The organism is Streptacidiphilus jeojiense (assembly GCF_000719095.1).
Lineage (GTDB): Bacteria > Actinomycetota > Actinomycetes > Streptomycetales > Streptomycetaceae > Streptacidiphilus > Streptacidiphilus jeojiensis.
The window spans coordinates 206,228-221,942 of record NZ_JOEH01000008.1; the positions used below are offsets into that span (position 1 = coordinate 206,228).

General features: G+C 70.7%; 12 protein-coding genes and 1 pseudogene. 8 read left to right on the top strand and 5 right to left on the bottom strand.

Translation table 11 applies throughout. The features are described from left to right. Window positions 1-53 precede the first annotated feature (53 nt). Complete coding sequence (locus tag IF29_RS0112090; protein ID WP_084713974.1) at window positions 54-1,076, bottom strand: LacI family DNA-binding transcriptional regulator; 1,023 nt, start codon at window positions 1,074-1,076, stop codon at window positions 54-56. A gap of 201 nt (window positions 1,077-1,277) precedes the next feature. On the opposite strand from IF29_RS0112090, the gene IF29_RS0112095 reads away from it, so the two are divergent. The 3 genes from IF29_RS0112095 (at window position 1,278) to IF29_RS0112105 (ending at window position 7,621) form a co-directional block, all read left to right on the top strand. After that, window positions 1,278-3,557 carry a glycoside hydrolase family 3 C-terminal domain-containing protein gene (locus IF29_RS0112095; RefSeq protein ID WP_198037417.1) on the top strand — a complete coding sequence of 760 codons (2,280 nt, stop codon included), beginning with the start codon at window positions 1,278-1,280 and terminating at the stop codon, window positions 3,555-3,557. A gap of 56 nt (window positions 3,558-3,613) precedes the next feature. Further along, window positions 3,614-5,083 (top strand): MFS transporter, encoded by a 1,470-nt coding sequence (locus IF29_RS0112100; protein WP_037594953.1) that lies wholly within the window; start codon window positions 3,614-3,616, stop codon window positions 5,081-5,083. 72 nt (window positions 5,084-5,155) lie between these two features. Continuing rightward, complete coding sequence (locus IF29_RS0112105) at window positions 5,156-7,621, top strand: glycoside hydrolase family 2 TIM barrel-domain containing protein (RefSeq protein ID WP_030253270.1); 2,466 nt, start codon at window positions 5,156-5,158, stop codon at window positions 7,619-7,621. Window positions 7,622-7,643: 22 nt separating this feature from the next. Here IF29_RS0112105 and IF29_RS0112110 read toward each other — a convergent pair whose 3' ends face one another. Continuing rightward, window positions 7,644-8,216 carry a class I SAM-dependent methyltransferase gene (locus IF29_RS0112110; protein WP_030253272.1) on the bottom strand — a complete coding sequence of 191 codons (573 nt, stop codon included), beginning with the start codon at window positions 8,214-8,216 and terminating at the stop codon, window positions 7,644-7,646. A gap of 26 nt (window positions 8,217-8,242) precedes the next feature. Here IF29_RS0112110 and IF29_RS0112115 point away from each other — a divergent pair, with 26 nt between their 5' ends. Beyond that, window positions 8,243-9,100 carry a helix-turn-helix transcriptional regulator gene (locus tag IF29_RS0112115; RefSeq protein ID WP_030253274.1) on the top strand — a complete coding sequence of 286 codons (858 nt, stop codon included), beginning with the start codon at window positions 8,243-8,245 and terminating at the stop codon, window positions 9,098-9,100. 30 nt (window positions 9,101-9,130) lie between these two features. Here IF29_RS0112115 and IF29_RS0112120 read toward each other — a convergent pair whose 3' ends face one another. The 3 genes and pseudogenes from IF29_RS0112120 to IF29_RS0112130 all read right to left on the bottom strand — a co-directional run bounded on the left by IF29_RS0112120 (window position 9,131) and on the right by IF29_RS0112130 (window position 11,393). Further along, a complete protein-coding gene (locus tag IF29_RS0112120; protein WP_084714015.1) occupies window positions 9,131-10,225 on the bottom strand; it encodes a PP2C family protein-serine/threonine phosphatase in 1,095 nt (364 codons plus the stop codon). After that, window positions 10,225-10,422 (bottom strand): annotated as a pseudogene (locus tag IF29_RS0112125) (MMPL family transporter); the annotation flags it as partial. The pseudogene IF29_RS0112125 and the gene IF29_RS0112120, both read right to left, overlap by 1 nt. 344 nt (window positions 10,423-10,766) lie before the next feature. After that, window positions 10,767-11,393 (bottom strand): TetR/AcrR family transcriptional regulator, encoded by a 627-nt coding sequence (locus tag IF29_RS0112130; RefSeq protein WP_030253280.1) that lies wholly within the window; start codon window positions 11,391-11,393, stop codon window positions 10,767-10,769. Window positions 11,394-11,498: 105 nt separating this feature from the next. Between IF29_RS0112130 and IF29_RS0112135 the strand changes: the two genes are divergently transcribed. The 4 genes from IF29_RS0112135 (at window position 11,499) to IF29_RS0112150 (ending at window position 15,656) form a co-directional block, all read left to right on the top strand. Further along, window positions 11,499-12,266 carry an SDR family NAD(P)-dependent oxidoreductase gene (locus IF29_RS0112135; RefSeq protein ID WP_030253282.1) on the top strand — a complete coding sequence of 256 codons (768 nt, stop codon included), beginning with the start codon at window positions 11,499-11,501 and terminating at the stop codon, window positions 12,264-12,266. Between the two features lie 138 nt (window positions 12,267-12,404). Next, entirely contained in the window at window positions 12,405-13,058 is a 654-nt protein-coding gene (locus IF29_RS0112140) for a response regulator transcription factor (protein ID WP_030253283.1), read from the top strand. Further along, window positions 13,049-14,317 (top strand): sensor histidine kinase, encoded by a 1,269-nt coding sequence (locus IF29_RS0112145; RefSeq protein ID WP_030253285.1) that lies wholly within the window; start codon window positions 13,049-13,051, stop codon window positions 14,315-14,317. The genes IF29_RS0112140 and IF29_RS0112145 overlap by 10 nt, the downstream gene beginning before the upstream one ends. 64 nt (window positions 14,318-14,381) lie before the next feature. Beyond that, entirely contained in the window at window positions 14,382-15,656 is a 1,275-nt protein-coding gene (locus IF29_RS0112150; RefSeq protein ID WP_030253287.1) for a COG4705 family protein, read from the top strand. Window positions 15,657-15,715: the final 59 nt, after the last annotated feature.

The following is a 15,715-nucleotide window of genomic DNA, read 5'->3' on the forward strand; positions in this document are numbered from 1 at the left end:
GGAGGGAGGTATTGTGCGGCGTTCCGCGCCGAGCGCGTCCACGTCCCCGATCTTCAGGTCGAGGAACGCTGTACGACCTGCACCTGGTCGTCGGGCATGGAGGTGGCGGCAGGCTGGCGGCCGGACAGGCTGGCCATGACCGCTTCGGCGCGCCGGCGGCCCACCTCGTGGAGGTTGAAGGAGACGGTGGTGAGGGCCGGGATGGTCAGCCGGGCAGTGGGAATATCGTCTGCCCCGATGACGGCGAAGTCCGCCGGAGCGCTGAGGCCGCGTTCGTGCATCCCTGCCAGGACGGCGATCGCTGTCTCGTCGTTGAAGGCACAGATGCCGGTGACGGATTCCGCCTCCCAACGGGTCACCGCCTGCACTGCGCCGGCGATCTCCAGGTCTGTGGTCACGACCACGGGTGGGTCGATGCCGGCATCGTGGCAGGCGTCGATGGCGCCGCGCAGGCGCTCCTCGGCCATCTGATGCAGTCCGGAGTGTCCGGGAAAGGCATAGCCGATGCGTCGGTGCCCGCGGCCGATCAGGTGCTCGGCCTGGAGGCGACCGGCCAGCCGCATGTCGCGGGAATCGTCCGGCTCCGAAGGAAGCACGGTGTCGGCACCGGCCCGGTAGAGGGCTTGGGCGGTGTCGGGATCGAACGGCACGAAGCCGATCACCACCGACGCGCCCACGGTCGCACACACATCCTGCAGCGCCTTGCCGTGGGCTCCCTCAAGGTGGGTGACCAGGGTCAAGCCGTGCTGGGCGAGTGCCGTGGCGAGTTCCTCGACGAACCGGCTGATGGCCGGGCCGATCGGCATGTCGGGGATGGAGAGCAGGGCGACATCGCTGCGGCCGGCGGCCAGCGCACGTGCGGAGGCCAGCGGTCGGTAGTCCAGACGCTGAGCGGCGTCGAGGATGCGGCTCCTTGTCTCCTCCGGGATCGACAGGCCTGGCTTGTCGTTGAGGACGAAGCTCACGGTGGTGCGGGACACGCCGGCGGCGCGGGCTACGTCCTGGCTGGTGCTGCGCTTGGCGGGTCGGCTCATGGCCCTCTCGTCACGGAATGCCGGTCCTGTTGACGTTCCCATCGTAAGCCCCCATAACGCGCGTTAATCCAGGTCCGCCTTGGGTGACCAGCCCCGGGGCAGGTTACGCGTTCGTTACGGAAGCAAGTCTTGCCACTGTCACGATCCTCAAGGTTCACTACTAACGCGCGTTGATAACGCGCGTTACTTCGCCTTCGGGTGGGTGCCGCCTCGAACGATGCGCGTCTGCATCGAGGACTTCGCATGGCCACGACCAAAGGATTTTCTGTGCACGACGAGATGGACGTCCCAGTAACCCTGGCCGCTCTGACCCTGGAGGAGAAGGCCGCTCTGCTGTCTGGATCGGAGGCCTGGGCGAGCACGCCGGTCGAGCGGCTGGGGATCCCCTCGATCACCCTGACGGACGGCCCGCACGGCGTCCGCCGGGTGGACCCCGGAGCGGAGAGCTTCAGCTTCGACGCGAGCCTGCCCGCCACCTGCTTCCCCACCGCGGCGGCCCTCGGGTCCTCCTGGGATGTGGACCTCCTCGACCGCGTCGGTGAGGCGCTGGGCGCCGAGAGCCGCGCCGCCGGGGTCTCGGTGCTGCTGGGACCCGGCCTCAACATCAAGCGGTCGCCGCTGTGCGGACGCAACTTCGAATACCTCTCCGAGGATCCGGTGATCAGCGGGCGTCTGGGGGCTGCACTGGTCCGTGGCATCCAGAGCCGGGGCGTGGGCGCGTCGGTGAAGCACTTCGCCGCCAACAACCAGGAGACCGACCGGATGCAGATCAGCGCCGAGGTCGACACGCGCACCCTGCGCGAGATCTACCTGGCGGGCTTCGAGCACATCGTCACCACCGCGCAGCCCTGGACCGTGATGGCCGCCTACAACAAGGTCAACGGCGTCCACGCCGCCCAGAACAGCTGGTTGCTCACCGACGTGCTCCGTGGGGAATGGGGCTTCGACGGCCTGGTGGTCTCGGACTGGGGCGCGGTCACCGACCCCTTGGCCGCCGTGGTTGCGGGCCTCGACCTGGAGATGCCCGGCACCAACGGCACCAGCGCCCGCAAGCTGGTCCAGGCCGTCCGTACCGGGATCGTCGAGGAATCCGTACTCGACCAGGCAGTGGCCCGCCTGCTCACGCTCGTGAACCGCACGACGCATCCTCACGAGCCGGTCCAGGAGGTCGACTTCGCGCAACACCACCAGTTGGCCAGGCGAGCGGCCGCCGAATCGGCGGTGCTGCTGAAGAACGAGAACGCCCTACTGCCCCTGGACCCCGGGGCCGGGCTGACCATGGCGGTGATCGGGGAGTTCGCCCGCACGCCCAGGTTCCAGGGCGCAGGCAGCTCACGGATCAACCCGATCCGCGTCGACAGCGCCCTCGACGCACTGACCCGGGCCGCCGGCGAGCAGTGGACCCTGTCGTTCGCACCGGGGTTCACCCTGTCCGGCGAGGACGACCAGGACCTGCTGGCGCAGGCGGTGGCCGAGGCTGCAGCGGCCGACGTCGCCGTCGTGTTCCTCGGGCTGGCCGAAGGGGTGGAGTCGGAGGGCCACGACCGCGAGCACCTGCACCTGCCGGAGGTCCAGATCCGGCTGCTGGAGGCGGTGGCCGAGGCCAACGACCAGGTGGTGGTCGTGCTGGCGAACGGTGGGGTGGTCGAGGTCGCGTCCTGGCAGCACCACGCCCGAGCGGTGCTGGAGGGCTGGCTGAACGGTCAGGCCGGCGGCAGCGCCATCGCCGATCTGCTGCTCGGGCACGCCAACCCCAGCGGCCGGTTGGCGGAGACGATTCCGCTGCGCCTGCAGGACAACCCGTCCTACCTGAACTTCCCCGGCAGCGCGGGGACCGTCCTGTACGGGGAACGCGGCTACGTCGGGTACCGGTACTACGACGCCAAGGACATCCCCGTCGCTTATCCCTTCGGGCACGGCCTGTCCTACACCACGTTCGGCTACTCCGACCTGCGCACCACGGTCGAGGGAGTGGGCGAGGACGCGGTCGTGCGGCTGAGCCTGACCGTGACGAACACCGGTCCGGTCACCGGAAGGGAGGTCGTCCAGGTCTACGTCGCCGACCTCGCCTGCTCACTGGACCGGCCGGTCCGCGAACTCAAGGCCTTCACGAAGCTCGAACTCGCCCCCGGTCAGTCCGCGCCCGTGGACTTCGAACTCCGGGCTCGGGACCTGTCGTTCTTCAGTCCCGAGCACGACCGCTGGGTCCTGGAGGGTGGCGACTTCCGGATCAGCGTCGGCGCCTCATCCCGTGACCTGCGCCTGACCGCCACCGTGACCGTGGACGCCCCGCAGTTGCTCCGTCCCCTGCGCATGGAGTCACCGGTCGGCGAGTGGCTGGCGCACCCGGTCGGCGGACCGCTGCTGCGCCGCATGCTGAGCGGTGCTCAGGGCTCCGCTGTCGCAGCCGACCCCACGATCTTCCGCATGGTCGAATCGCTGCCGCTCTCCCGACTGGTGGCGATGAGCGGTGACCGCCTGGACACCGCCGACCTGAGCCGACTCGTCGGCCGGAAACCGTAGCGCCCCCGCGGCCCTACCAGCTCGACCCCCCACCCCGCCCGCCCGAAAGGACACCGATGTCCCGCACCGAGGCCGCACCACAAGCAACAGAGGAAAGAACAGGATTCAGCGCACGTCATGTGCTCGTCCTGGTCGCCCTGCTCTGGGCCGTCGCACTGAATCCGATCGTCAGCCTGCTGAGCGGCAACGCCCAGGCCCAGGTCGCCATCCATTTCCACACCACGCAGATCGTCTGGTTCACCCAGGGCGCCCTGCTGGTTGCCACGTTCGTGCTGCCGTTCGCCGTGAAGGCGGCCGGGCTCTACGGCAAGAAGCGCGTGCTGGTCATCGTCGCCGTGTTCGGCCTGGTCGGCGACCTGATCGCCGCGCTGTCCAGCAACTACACGATGCTGCTGGTGGGCCGCGCCGTCGCCGGGATCTACGGCGCTGCTGCGGCCGTGGCCTACGCGACGGCACGCGACGTGTTCCCCCGGCGCCTGGTCGGACCCGCCAGCGCGTTGCTGGGCGGCAGCATCGGCATCGTCGCTCTGGGCGGCCCGTTCCTGTCCGGGTGGCTGCTGGACACCTGGGGCTTCCACGGCGCGCTGTGGTTCATGGCGATCTCCACCGCGCTGTGCGTGGTGATCCTGGCGGCCTTCGTGCCCGAGAGCCCGGTCCGCGAGGAGCACGGCCGGATGGACTGGCTCGGCGGACTACTGCTGGGCGCGGGCCTGACCGCGATCGTCTACGCGGTCGGCCAGGGCCAGGGCTGGGGCTGGACCAGCGGCAAGTTCTTCGCCTACGTGGGCGGGGGCCTGCTGGCACTGGTCGCCTTCGTACTCGTCGAGCGCCGGATCGCCCACCCGCTGTTCCCGACCTCGCTGTTGAAGCGGCGCCAGGTCTGGGCCGTGCTCCTGGCCACCGCGGTGACCTCGGCCGCCACCTACGCGGTCGGCACGGACACACAGCTGCTGGCGCTGATGCCGAGGATCCCCACCATCTCCGACGGTCTGGGGTGGACGGCGACCCACAACGCCTGGGTCACCTCCCCGCTGAGCATCCTGATCATCGCCTCGGCAGTCGCGACCGGGGTGCTGGCCCGCCGGGTCGACACCCGGATCCTGCTGATCGTCGGCTCACTGCTGGCCGCCGTCGGCTACGGGCTCGGCTCGCAGCTGCACCACACGGCCGCCCAGCTGATCATCATGGGCCTGGTGGGAGGCCCGGGCACCGGGCTGGTCCTCGCCGTCGCCCCCATCATGATCATCGAGGCGGTCTCGCCGAAGGAGCAGGCCCTCGCCAACGGCGCCCAGGCCATGCTGGTGGGCATAGCCCAGGTGGTCTTCACCCAGCTCACCTTCGTGCTGATGGCTCAGGGCGGCAAGGTGATGCAGGGCACCCAGTTCTACAAGGACTCCGGCTTCACCAACGGCTTCTGGTTCGCAACCGCCGCCTGCGCCGCCGGTGCGCTGCTGGCGCTGCTGATCCCCAAGCCCGAGCAACTGGACCAGGCCGAGGTCGGCCAGGCCGCCTCCCTGACCGTGTGACACCCCGGGGCCGACCGCTCCCCGGCGGTCGGCCCCGGGCCCGTCTTCCCGCATGTGAACAGAGGACCCACATTGATCCGCGTTTCCTTCAACGACGGCTGGCAGACCCGGCCCAAGGTCAACCCCTTCGCCGAGATGAGCGGTGCCACCGTCCCGTTCCAGCCGGTGACGGTGCCGCACGACGCGATGATCGGGCAGGAACGGACCGCGCCCAGCGGCCGGACCGGCATGGAGGGGGGAGCCGGCGCCTACTTCCCCGGCGGGACGTTCGAGTACCGCAAGACCTTCCACGTGCCCGAGGAGTACCGGGGCAAGCGGATCGTGCTGGAGTTCGAGGGCGTGTACCGCGATGCGACGGTGCACATCAACGGCGACTACGCCGGGCAGCGCCCCTTCGGCTACTCGCAGTTCCACATCGACGCCGACCGCTTCCTGCGGTTCGGCCAGGACAACGAGATCAAGGTCGAGGCCCGCAGTCACCGCGACTCGCGCTGGTACACCGGCGCCGGGATCTACCGCGACACCTGGATGCTGGTCGGCGGCCTGGCCCGGATCGCCCCCCAGGGCGTCCGCGTCAGCACCCCCGACATCGACGGGGAGCAGGCAGTGGTGGAGGTCGCCACCCGGGTCGAGAACGACTCGATCGCCATCCGGACCCTCGACGTTGCCACCGAGGTCCACGACGCGGCCGGAACGGTGGTCGCCACCGACGCGTCCCGGATCACCGTCCTGCCCGGTGAGCCGGCAACGGCCCGTCAGCGTCTCTACGTGCAGAACCCCCTGCTGTGGAGCCCGGACGCACCCGCGCTCCACAGCGTGAGCGTGGCGTTGACCGACCAGGACGGCGCAGTGGACAACGAGTCCGCCACCTTCGGCATCCGCTCGCTGCAACTGGACCCGCGCCGCGGCCTGCGGATCAACGGCGCGAGCGTGAAACTGCGCGGTGCCTGCATCCACCACGACAACGGCATCCTGGGCGCGGCCACCTTCGCCCGCGCCGAGGAACGTCGGGTGCAGATCCTCAAGGACGCCGGCTTCAACGCGATCCGCATGTCCCACAACCCGATGAGCAAGGCGATGCTGGACGCCTGCGACCGCATCGGCATGCTCGTGGTGGACGAGGCCTTCGACATGTGGACCTCGGCCAAGAGCGACTTCGACTACAGCCTCAGCTTCCCCGAATGGTGGGAGCGCGACATCGAGGCCATGGTCGCCAAGGACTTCAACCACCCCAGCGTCGTCCTGTACTCCATCGGCAACGAGATCCCCGAAGTCGGCTCCCCCTCAGGAGCCGCATGGAGCCGCAGGCTTGCGGAGAAGGTCCGCACCCTGGACCCCTCCCGTTACGTCACCAACGGGATCAACGGGATGCTGGCCGTCATGTCCGACCTCGCAGCGATGAGGCAGCAGGCGGCGGCCGACGAAGGCGCGGGCATCAACACCCTGATGGCCGACCCGGCAGCGGGCATGAACGCGATCGGCGCCTCCGAGCTGGTGACCCGGCGCACCGCCGAGTCCTTCGCGGTCCTGGACGTGGCCGGCATGAACTACATGGAGGCCCGGTACGCCGCGGACCGGGAGCTGTTCCCGAACCGGATCATCCTGGGCACCGAGACCTTCCCCACCCGCATCGACGGCAACTGGAAACTGGTCAAGCAGTACGGGCACGTCATCGGTGACTTCGGCTGGACCGGCTGGGACTACCTGGGCGAAGTCGGCATCGGCCGACCGCAGTACCTCACCCCCGACAACCCCCGCCCCGCGTTCTCCGCCCCCTATCCGTACCTGCTGGCCGGCTGCGGCGACATCGACATCACCGGACACCGACGCCCGGCCTCCTACTACCGCGAGACCGTCTTCGGCCTGCGCACCCAGCCCTACCTGGCGGTCCAGCGGCCCGAGCACTACGGACAACCCCTGTGGTCCACCCCCTGGGCCTGGAGCGACACCGTCTCCAGCTGGACCTGGCCCGGCTTCGAGGACGCACCCGTCGTCGTGGAGGTCTACAGCGATGCCGACGAGGTCGAACTCCTGGTCAACGGCCGCTCCCTGGGCCGGCGGCCGGTCGGCGAGAACCACCGCTTCCGCACCGAGTTCGACACCGTCCACCAGCCCGGCGAACTCGTGGCCGTCGCCTATCGGGACGGCGCCGAGACCGGCCGCAGCGCCCTGCGTTCGGCCACCGGCCCGGTCCAGCTGCGCGCCGAGGCCGACCGGCCGACCATCACCACGGCGGTCGGCGACCTGGCGTACATCACCATCAGCCTGACCGACCCCGACGGAACCCTGCACACCGCAGCCGACCGGCCGGTGAGCATCACCGTCACCGGCGACGGCGCCCTGGCCGGGTTCGGGAGCGCGAACCCCTCGACCGACGAGCAGTTCGACGCCACGGAGCGCCACACCTACCTGGGCCGCGCCCTGGCCGTGCTGCGCCCCACCGGCGTGGGCGAGATCCGGCTCACGGTCGGCGCCCCGGACTGCGAACCGGTCGACGTCACCATCAGCGTCACCGCCGGACCTGCCACCGCCACCTGACCGACCGTCCCGCCCGGTTCCGCTACAGCGCGCTGCTCACGGCGCTGAAGCGGAACAGGTAGTCGTTGTGCCCGGCCACGGTGATGTCCGTGAATCCCGCCGTCCGCAGGCGCTGGTCAAGAGTGGCCGGGTCCACCGGGACGTAGGTGTCGTCGATGTGGGCGCGCCGGATCCGCTCACTGTCGACGGAGTCGATTCCCAGCAGTGGCGCCCCAGGACGGAGGAGGTGGTGCAACCGTGCGAACAGCTGGTCCTGCGCCTGCGGCGAGTCCATGTGGTGCAGCATCGAGAAGCAGGTCGCCGCGGAGAACCGGTTCGGCTCCAACTCCAGTGCGGTGACGTCGCCGTGGATGACCTCGGCGCGGCTGTCGGCCAGTCGGGTGCGCAGCTGGGCGGCCAGGTCCGGGTCGATCTCGATCGCGGTGACCCGGGTGGTCAGTTCCAGCAGCAGGTCCGTGGTGAGTCCGGGGCCGGGGCCGATCTCCAGCACGTCCTCGCCGAGGTCGGCCGCCTGCTCCAGCCAGGGCAGCAGTTCGGCACGCAGCGTCAGGGCCCAAGCAGGGCTGGCGAGATGGGTCAGATGAGACTGATTCATGGGTCCCATTAGTACTGTCCTTGTGCATGACCGGCTTTGCGCAAACGGCCGATGAACCGCCGTCAGCGGCCAATGCCCGGATGGTGGTCCTGCGCCGCCAGGCGGAAGTGCCCGGTGCGGGAGTGCCCGGAGCGGGCGCGCCCGGTATCGTCGCCGGGTCGTACAGCTATGAGGGCACCCATCCGGTCGCCCCTTGGCACCGCCATGACCTGCACCAGCTCGAGTACGCCTTCGAGGGCGTCGTCGAGGTACGGACCGCTGCGGCCCGCTACCGGCTGCCGTCGCTGCAGGCCGCGTGGATCCCGGCCGGGCTGGCCCATGTGAGCACCTTCGACAGGGCGAGGACCGCCTCGGTGCTCTTCGATCCCGCCCTGGTGCGCGACAGTGCGAGCCGCGTCCGGGTCCTGCCGGTGGAACCGGTCCTGCGCGAGATGATCATCTACGCCGCGCGCTGGCCGATCGGCCGGCCGGACAGCGACGCCGTGGCCGACTCCTACTTCGGCGCACTGGCCGACCTGGTCCTGGAACGGCTGGACCGCGAGCTGCCGTTCCACCTGCCGGTCAGTCACGACCCGCTGATCACGGACGTCATGCGCTACACCGACACCCGCCTGGCCGATGTCTCGATCGCCGCGGTCTGCCGCGCGGTCGCCACCTCCGAGCGCACCCTGCGCCGCCGTTTCGGCACCGCAACAGGTATGACGTGGCGTCAGTACCTGCTGCACAGTCGACTGTTGCACGCGATGACACTGCTGGTCCGGCAGGACAGCACCGTCCTCGCGGTCGCCACGGCCGTCGGCTTCGACAGCGCCAGCGCATTCAGCCGGGCCTTCCACGCCTACACCGGACAGACGCCGACCGCCTTCCGCCACGATCGCGTGTAAGGGAGATCGCAGGCCATCGTTGCGGTCTGCTCATGCGGTTCGTTGTGCGAGTGATGCCCGGCGCAGTGCCAGCACCGCGATGTCGTCCTGCTGCCGGCCTCCGGTGAATGCTCGGACCTGCACCCGTAGCAGGTCGGCGAGTTGACTCGGGGTCACCTCACCGATCTCCTGTAGTCGTTCCTCCAGCGGGAAGAAGGATCCTTCCCGGTCACGGCTCTCGATCAGGCCGTCGGTGTAGAGCAGGAGTGTCTCGTCGGCGGCGAGGTCGAACCAGTCCACTGTGCGCACGTCGGCAACCAGCGCTCCCAGCCCCAAGGGAACGTGCGCGCCCTGCAGTTGCAGGCGGCTGACGCCTCGGGGGCCGAGGATGTAGGGCAGTGGGTGGCCGCAGTTGACCACCTGGGCCTCAGGATCCGCGTCCAGGCCCAGGACGAGTGCCGTGACGAAGCGCTCGGGCTCGCCGGCCTCGCCGGCGTAGTGGTTCTGCCGCACGACGGCGTGTTCCAGCGCTTCGACGACGCCGGTGAGCGTCGGTTCGCGGTGTGCCGCCTCCCGGAACGCACCGATGACGGCGAAGGCGGTGCCCAACGCGGGCAGGCCCTTGCCCTGCACGTCCGCCAGCAGCACCCGGGTGCCGTAGGCGGTCTCGATCACGTCGTAGATGTCACCGCCGACCAGGCTCTCCTCCTGGAGCGGATCGTAGACGCCGGCCACCAGCACCTCATGGGTGACCTGCGGAAGCGGCCGTAGCAGCTGCCGCTGCATCGCGGTCGCGGCGGAACGGAGCCTGGTGGTCTGCTCGGTGCGCGAGATCCGCCAGTGGCAGAGGTAGACGGCCAGGGCGCCGAAGGCGACGCTGAACACCACCAGCGCGATGTCCACGGCCAGATGCGAGGCCGGCTGCTGCAGGAGTGCCCCTGCCGTAGCCAGCACGATCCAGGCGGACACCCACACGGTCTGCCGTACCGTGCCCACGGCCGCGATCGTCGCGGGGAGGAACACCAGGAAGCCCGCCAGCTCCGGTGCGCTGGACAGCAGCGGGCCCGTGCCCAGGACGAGTACGGTGATCCCGGCCGTCCACAGCAGCGAGGCCCGGTTGGACACACTCCCTGTGCGTTCGGTCATGCCCGGTCCGGGTCCGGTTGGACGTAGGCCTCACGGATCCGGGAGACCAGGAACACCTCGTAGTCCATGGCGAGCCCGAAGACGATCCCCACCAGGAAGATCGGCATCAGGCTCATGATCGGACCGGTCGTGGTGACCCCGAGCAGACTGGCACCCCAGCCCTTCTGGAACACGGCGACCACGCAGCCCAGCGCGGCCCACAACCCAGTCGATAGAGGAACGTGGCCACAGCGGGCTCCTGTCCGAGCTCGGTTACCTCACCAGGACCGTCAGGACACCGCCCCTGTCGTCATGCCCCTGGCGGCACTCCGACTGATCAAGAGCACCGTAAGTTCAGGGCTAGGCCTGTCGCCTGCGCAGATGTCCCTCCGCGAGGTCCCCCGCAGGCGGACGGAGGTTCGCAGGTGCGGGTGCCGGGGGTCGCGTTCGAGGAGGATCGTGGTTCGTCGGCGCTGGGCCATCCGGATTCCCGACCGGCGGCAGTCGGCGGGCGGGCGGCTGTGCGGACCGGGTCCGGTCAGCGCGGGCGCCCCGGGGCCGATCAGCGCGGGAAGCCCGCTGCCGCCACCCGCACGGCCCGCTCGGTCGCTTCGACCAGTGCCTCGGGGCCGGCGTCGGTTCCGTTCCAGGCCCAGTCCTCCACCGCGACCCGCAGCGCGGAGTTGATCATCGCGGCCTGCACCCGGGACTCCAGGTCCTGCGGACTGCGGCCGGCGCGCTCGGCGACGGCCTCAGCGAACACGGCCTCGGCCTGGTGGTGCACCTGCAGCCAGACGGCGCGCAGCCCGTCCTCGTGCCTGGTCAGCCGCACCAGGCCGCGCAGCGCGGCAGTCGCTTCGGGCGTGGCGGTGGCCGCACGTTCGGCGTCCGCGCCGGTGAGCACCGGGGTGCCGGGACGCCACTCCCGCAGCCGCTGCGCCGTCTGCTCGATTCCGGCCGCGAGCAGCGGCTGGACGAACTGCTCCTTGGTGGGGAAGTAACGCCACAGCGTGCGCTGGGAGATGCCGACGGCCTGGGCGATCTCCTCGGCGGAGGTGGCCGCGACGCCCTTCGCCGTGAACAGCCGCACGGCCTCCTGGGCGATCTCCAGCCGGGTGGCGGCCTTGCGCCGCTCGGTCAGCGGCGGCCGACCCATCCGTACCGCCGGCTTCTCCGGCTGCTGATCCATCCGCTCAGCCTAGCGGTTTTCGTCAGGCAATGACTTTCTGGCACTTTCTGCCATAAAGCTATAACGTCGCAGGCAGCACACCAGCAAGGAAGCAGGGAGCACCCCATGAGCAGCACCACCGGCCTCACCGGCAAGAGCGTCGTCGTCACCGGCGCGGGCTCGGGCATCGGCCGCGCCACCGCCCTGAAGTTCGCCGCCGAGGGGGCCTCGGTCCTGGTGGCCGACCTCAACGCAGAGGGCGCCAAGGCCGTCGTCAGCGAGATCGAGGCCGCCGGCGGCACCGCCCGCGCGGTGGTCGGCGACCTGAGCGAGCAGAGCGTGGTGGACGAGGTGGTCGCCACCGCCGTTTCGTCCTTCGGCGGCCTGGACGTCCTGGTCAACAACGCGGGGATCATGGACCGGATGTCGGCGGCCGGCGAGACCAGCGACGCCGAGTGGGAGCGGGTGATCCGGATCAACCTGACCGCACCGTTCCTGCTGACCCGCGCCGCGCTCCCGCACATGCTCGCCGCGGGCCGGGGCGCCATCGTCAACACCGCCTCCGAGGCGTCGCTGCGCGGCAGCGCGGCGGGCGCCGCCTACACCGCCTCCAAGCACGCGGTGGCCGGGCTGACCAAGTCCCTCGCCGTGATGTACCGGGACAAGGGCATCCGCGCCAACGCCATCGCCCCCGGCGGGACCATCACCAACATCCAGGTCGACGTGGAGGCGGGCGCCCAGGGCCCGGCCGTCCTCGGCTCCTACATGGGCAACGTCGGCCGCCCGGCGGACGCCGCCGAGCAGGCCGCCGCCATCCTCTTCCTCGCCTCCGACGCCGCCAGCAACATCAACGGCGTCATCCTCCCGGTCGACAACGGCTGGTCCGCGGTCTGACCGCAGCCCGGTCCCGGGCCGGGTCGCGCACGACCGCCCTGCCCGGGACCCGGGGACCACCGCCTCCGGCCGCACTCCCGGTGCGACCCCCGGGGCGGCGATTGGGTTCGCCGGCGCGTGAGTATCTACGCTGTGCGAATGGCTCTCATTGCGGTGTGCGAGGACGACGCGGCGGTCCGTGACCTGCTCAGGCGGGCCCTGGAACACGACGGCCACACCATCGCGGCCGCGGCCACCGCCGAGAGCCTGCTGCGGCAGCTGGACCCGGCGCCGCACCTGATCGTCCTGGACCTCGGCCTGCCCGACGCCGACGGGCGCGACGTCTGCCTGGCACTGCGGGCGCGCGGCGTCGACGCACCGGTGCTGATGCTCACCGCCCTGGACGGCATGCACCACAAGGTCGGCGGCTTCGAGGCCGGCGCCGACGACTACCTCACCAAGCCGTTCGACCTGCCCGAACTACTGGTCCGGGTGCGCGCATTGCTGCGCCGTACCACCACCGCGGCCGCGACCGAGGACGTGGTGCTGGACCCCGCCAAGCACACCGTGACCTGCGGCACCGGCAGCGAGGACCTCACCCCCACCGAGTTCCGGCTGCTCGGCAGGCTGATGGCCGCGCGTGGCGACGCGGTCCGCCGTCACGCGCTGGTCGCCGCCGGCTGGCCGCACGGCGCACAGGTCAGCGACAACACCCTGGACTCCTTCGTGCGCCGGCTGCGGACCAAGCTCGCGGCCCTGGACGCCGAGCAGCGGCTGGCGACGGTGCGCGGGGTGGGCTACCGGTGGCAGTGACCAGCTTCCGCTCCAGGGTCGTGGCGCTCACCGTGCTGGTCGCCACCACGGTGGTCGCGGTCCTGGTGGTGCTCTCCCACGTCCTGCTCAGCCGGGTCACCGACGCGGACGCGCACGCGATGGCGCGCACCCGCGCGGAGGCCGCCGCCGCCAGCATCGCGGTCGAGGGCGGCCGGGTGGTGATGACGGAGAACGGCAGCGAGGCGCTGGACTCGGTGGCATGGGTGTACGCCGACGGGCAACTGGTCGACGGGTTCGTGCCGACCGCGCTCCTCGACCAGGTCCAGGCGCTGTCCGGCTCCCCGGCCGAGCGGACCGCCGTGGTCCAGGGCCACCTGCTGCTGGCTCGGCCGGTCCCGACAGCGGGCCACCGGACGACGGTGGTCGTGGGAGTGGACCTGATGCCCTATGAGACGTCGGAGCGGCACAGCCTGACGGCGTCGCTGATACTGGGCGCCCTCGCGGTGCTGCTCGCGGCTCTGGTGGCGGACTTCGCGGTGCGCCGTTCGCTGCGGGTGGTGCACGAGATGGCCGCACTCGCCGACGACTGGGGCGACCACGAGCCCGGGCGGCGGTTCGACCTCGGCGTGCCGCGCGACGAGTTCGGCGAGCTGGGCGGCACCCTGGACCGCCTGCTCGACCGCATCGACGGCGTCCTGGAGGAGGAGCGCCGGCTGAGCGACGAGATCGCCCATGAGCTGCGGACCCCGCTGACGGTGCTGCGCGGCGAGGCGCAGCTGGCACAGCTGTCCGGGCGGCAGCTGCCCCCCGATGCGGTGCTGCGCGAGGTCGAGCGCCTCAACTCGGCCATCACCACCATCCTCGGTGCGGCCCGCCGTCGCGTCGGCGGCGGGGACCGCTGCGACCTGGCAGCCGCGGCGCGGGCGGTGATCGCGGGCCGCGGCGTGGAGCTCGACGTCGCGGCCGGCGTCGAGGTCGCGGTGCCCGCGGAGGTGGTGACGGCGGTACTGGCGCCGCTGCTGGACAACGGACTGCGCCATGCCAGAGCGAGAGTGCGCGTCACCGCCCGCACCGAGGCGGGGGTGGTGGTGGCCGAGGTCCTCGACGACGGCCCGGGATTCGCCGCGGAGGAGGTCGAACGGGTCTTTGAAGCGGGTGTCAGCGCAGGCACGGGACACGGCCTGGGCCTGGCCGTGGCGCGTCGCGTCGCGGCCTCGGCGGGGGTGGAGGTCCGCGCGGTCGCGGTCGGCCACGGCCGGGTCGAGGTGCTCTTCCCCGCGCCCTGGGCCGCGACGTAGTCGGGAGACGTAGTCAGGTGACGTAGTCAGGTTGTGTGCAGGTTCGCCCCAGCAGTCTCCTGCCATGACAACGACAACTCCGACCCGCACGCGCAGCGGGCGCCTCCTGCTCAACAAGGTTCCCGAGGTCACCATCTGGTTCTGGGTGATCAAGATCCTCTGCACGACGGTGGGCGAGAGCTTCGCCGACTGGATCAACATGACGCTGGGCGTCGGCCTGGTGAACACCGCCTGGATCTTCACCGTGGTCCTGGCCGTGGTGCTGGCCGTGCAGCTGCGGCTCAAGCGGTACGTGCCGCTGCCGTACTGGCTGACCGTGGTCGTCGTCAGCGTCACCGGCACGCTGTACACCGACATCCTGACCGACCAGCTGAACGTGCCGCTGTGGATCAGCTCCGCGGTGTTCTCGGTACTGCTGGCCGTGGTGTTCGGCGTGTGGTGGCTGCGCGAGCGCACCTTGTCGATCCACTCGGTCACCACGTCCTCGCGCGAGGCCTTCTACTGGCTCACCGTGCTGGTCACCTTCGCGCTGGGCACCGCGACCGGCGACTGGACCCTGGAACTGACCGGCTGGAGCCCCGGGGCGTCGGTGCTGCTGCCGCTGGGCCTGATCGCGGCGATCACGCTGCTGTGGAAGGCCGGGGCCAACCCGGTGCTGTCGTTCTGGCTCGCCTACATCCTGACCCGCCCGCTGGGCGCCAACATCGGCGACTGGCTCGCCTCGCCGAAGACCGCACAGAACCCCGGCGACCCGACCGGCCTGGACCTGGGCACCTTCGTCACCAGCCTGATCTTCCTCGGCCTGATCCTGGCCACCGTGATCTACCTGACCGTCACCCGCTCGGACGTCACCGAGACCTACGAGGCCGCCCACGCTCCGCACACCGCGGCCGGCCTGCGCAGGCAGCGCCTCGCACTGGGGGGCTTCGGCCTGCTGGCCGCCGCCACCACTCTCCTGCTGGTGTGGGCGCACAGCCAGCCGCACACCGGCCCCGCCCCGGAGGCCGACACCACCACCACGGTGCAGCTGGCGCCCGGACAGGCGGTCAAGGACTTCCCGGCTTCGAAGGTCGACGCACTCAAGGCCCTCGCGTCCACCTCCCTGCACGACGCCCAGGCGGGCAACGCGGCCGGCGCCCACACCGCCGCCCAGTCGCTGCGCGACCTGTGGGACGCCGACCAGCCCATGCTGCAGTCACTGGACGACACCGGCTGGACCTCCCTGGACGCCCAGATGGACCAGGTCCTGAAGACCTTCGGCATCGACCACCCCAACAAGCCCCTGCCCGCCGCCCAGCAGGAGGCCGCACTCACCACCCTGCTGACCGACCTGGGCTGACCGACCGGGCAGCGCTGCCCCGGACGTACTGCGTGCGCAGTAGCGGAAGTAGCGGCGGG

What these genes read in the sequence shown, in the direction of transcription:
- IF29_RS0112090 (WP_084713974.1), bottom strand. Translation starts at nt 1,076, where the DNA reads ATGGGAACGTCAACAGGACCGGCATTCCGTGACGAGAGGGCCATGAGC.
- IF29_RS0112095 (WP_198037417.1), top strand. Translation starts at nt 1,278, where the DNA reads ATGGCCACGACCAAAGGATTTTCTGTGCACGACGAGATGGACGTCCCA.
- IF29_RS0112100 (WP_037594953.1), top strand. Translation starts at nt 3,614, where the DNA reads ATGTCCCGCACCGAGGCCGCACCACAAGCAACAGAGGAAAGAACAGGA.
- IF29_RS0112110 (WP_030253272.1), bottom strand. Translation starts at nt 8,216, where the DNA reads ATGAATCAGTCTCATCTGACCCATCTCGCCAGCCCTGCTTGGGCCCTG.
- IF29_RS0112115 (WP_030253274.1), top strand. Translation starts at nt 8,243, where the DNA reads ATGACCGGCTTTGCGCAAACGGCCGATGAACCGCCGTCAGCGGCCAAT.
- IF29_RS0112120 (WP_084714015.1), bottom strand. Translation starts at nt 10,225, where the DNA reads ATGACCGAACGCACAGGGAGTGTGTCCAACCGGGCCTCGCTGCTGTGG.
- IF29_RS0112130 (WP_030253280.1), bottom strand. Translation starts at nt 11,393, where the DNA reads ATGGATCAGCAGCCGGAGAAGCCGGCGGTACGGATGGGTCGGCCGCCG.
- IF29_RS0112135 (WP_030253282.1), top strand. Translation starts at nt 11,499, where the DNA reads ATGAGCAGCACCACCGGCCTCACCGGCAAGAGCGTCGTCGTCACCGGC.
- IF29_RS0112140 (WP_030253283.1), top strand. Translation starts at nt 12,405, where the DNA reads ATGGCTCTCATTGCGGTGTGCGAGGACGACGCGGCGGTCCGTGACCTG.
- IF29_RS0112150 (WP_030253287.1), top strand. Translation starts at nt 14,382, where the DNA reads ATGACAACGACAACTCCGACCCGCACGCGCAGCGGGCGCCTCCTGCTC.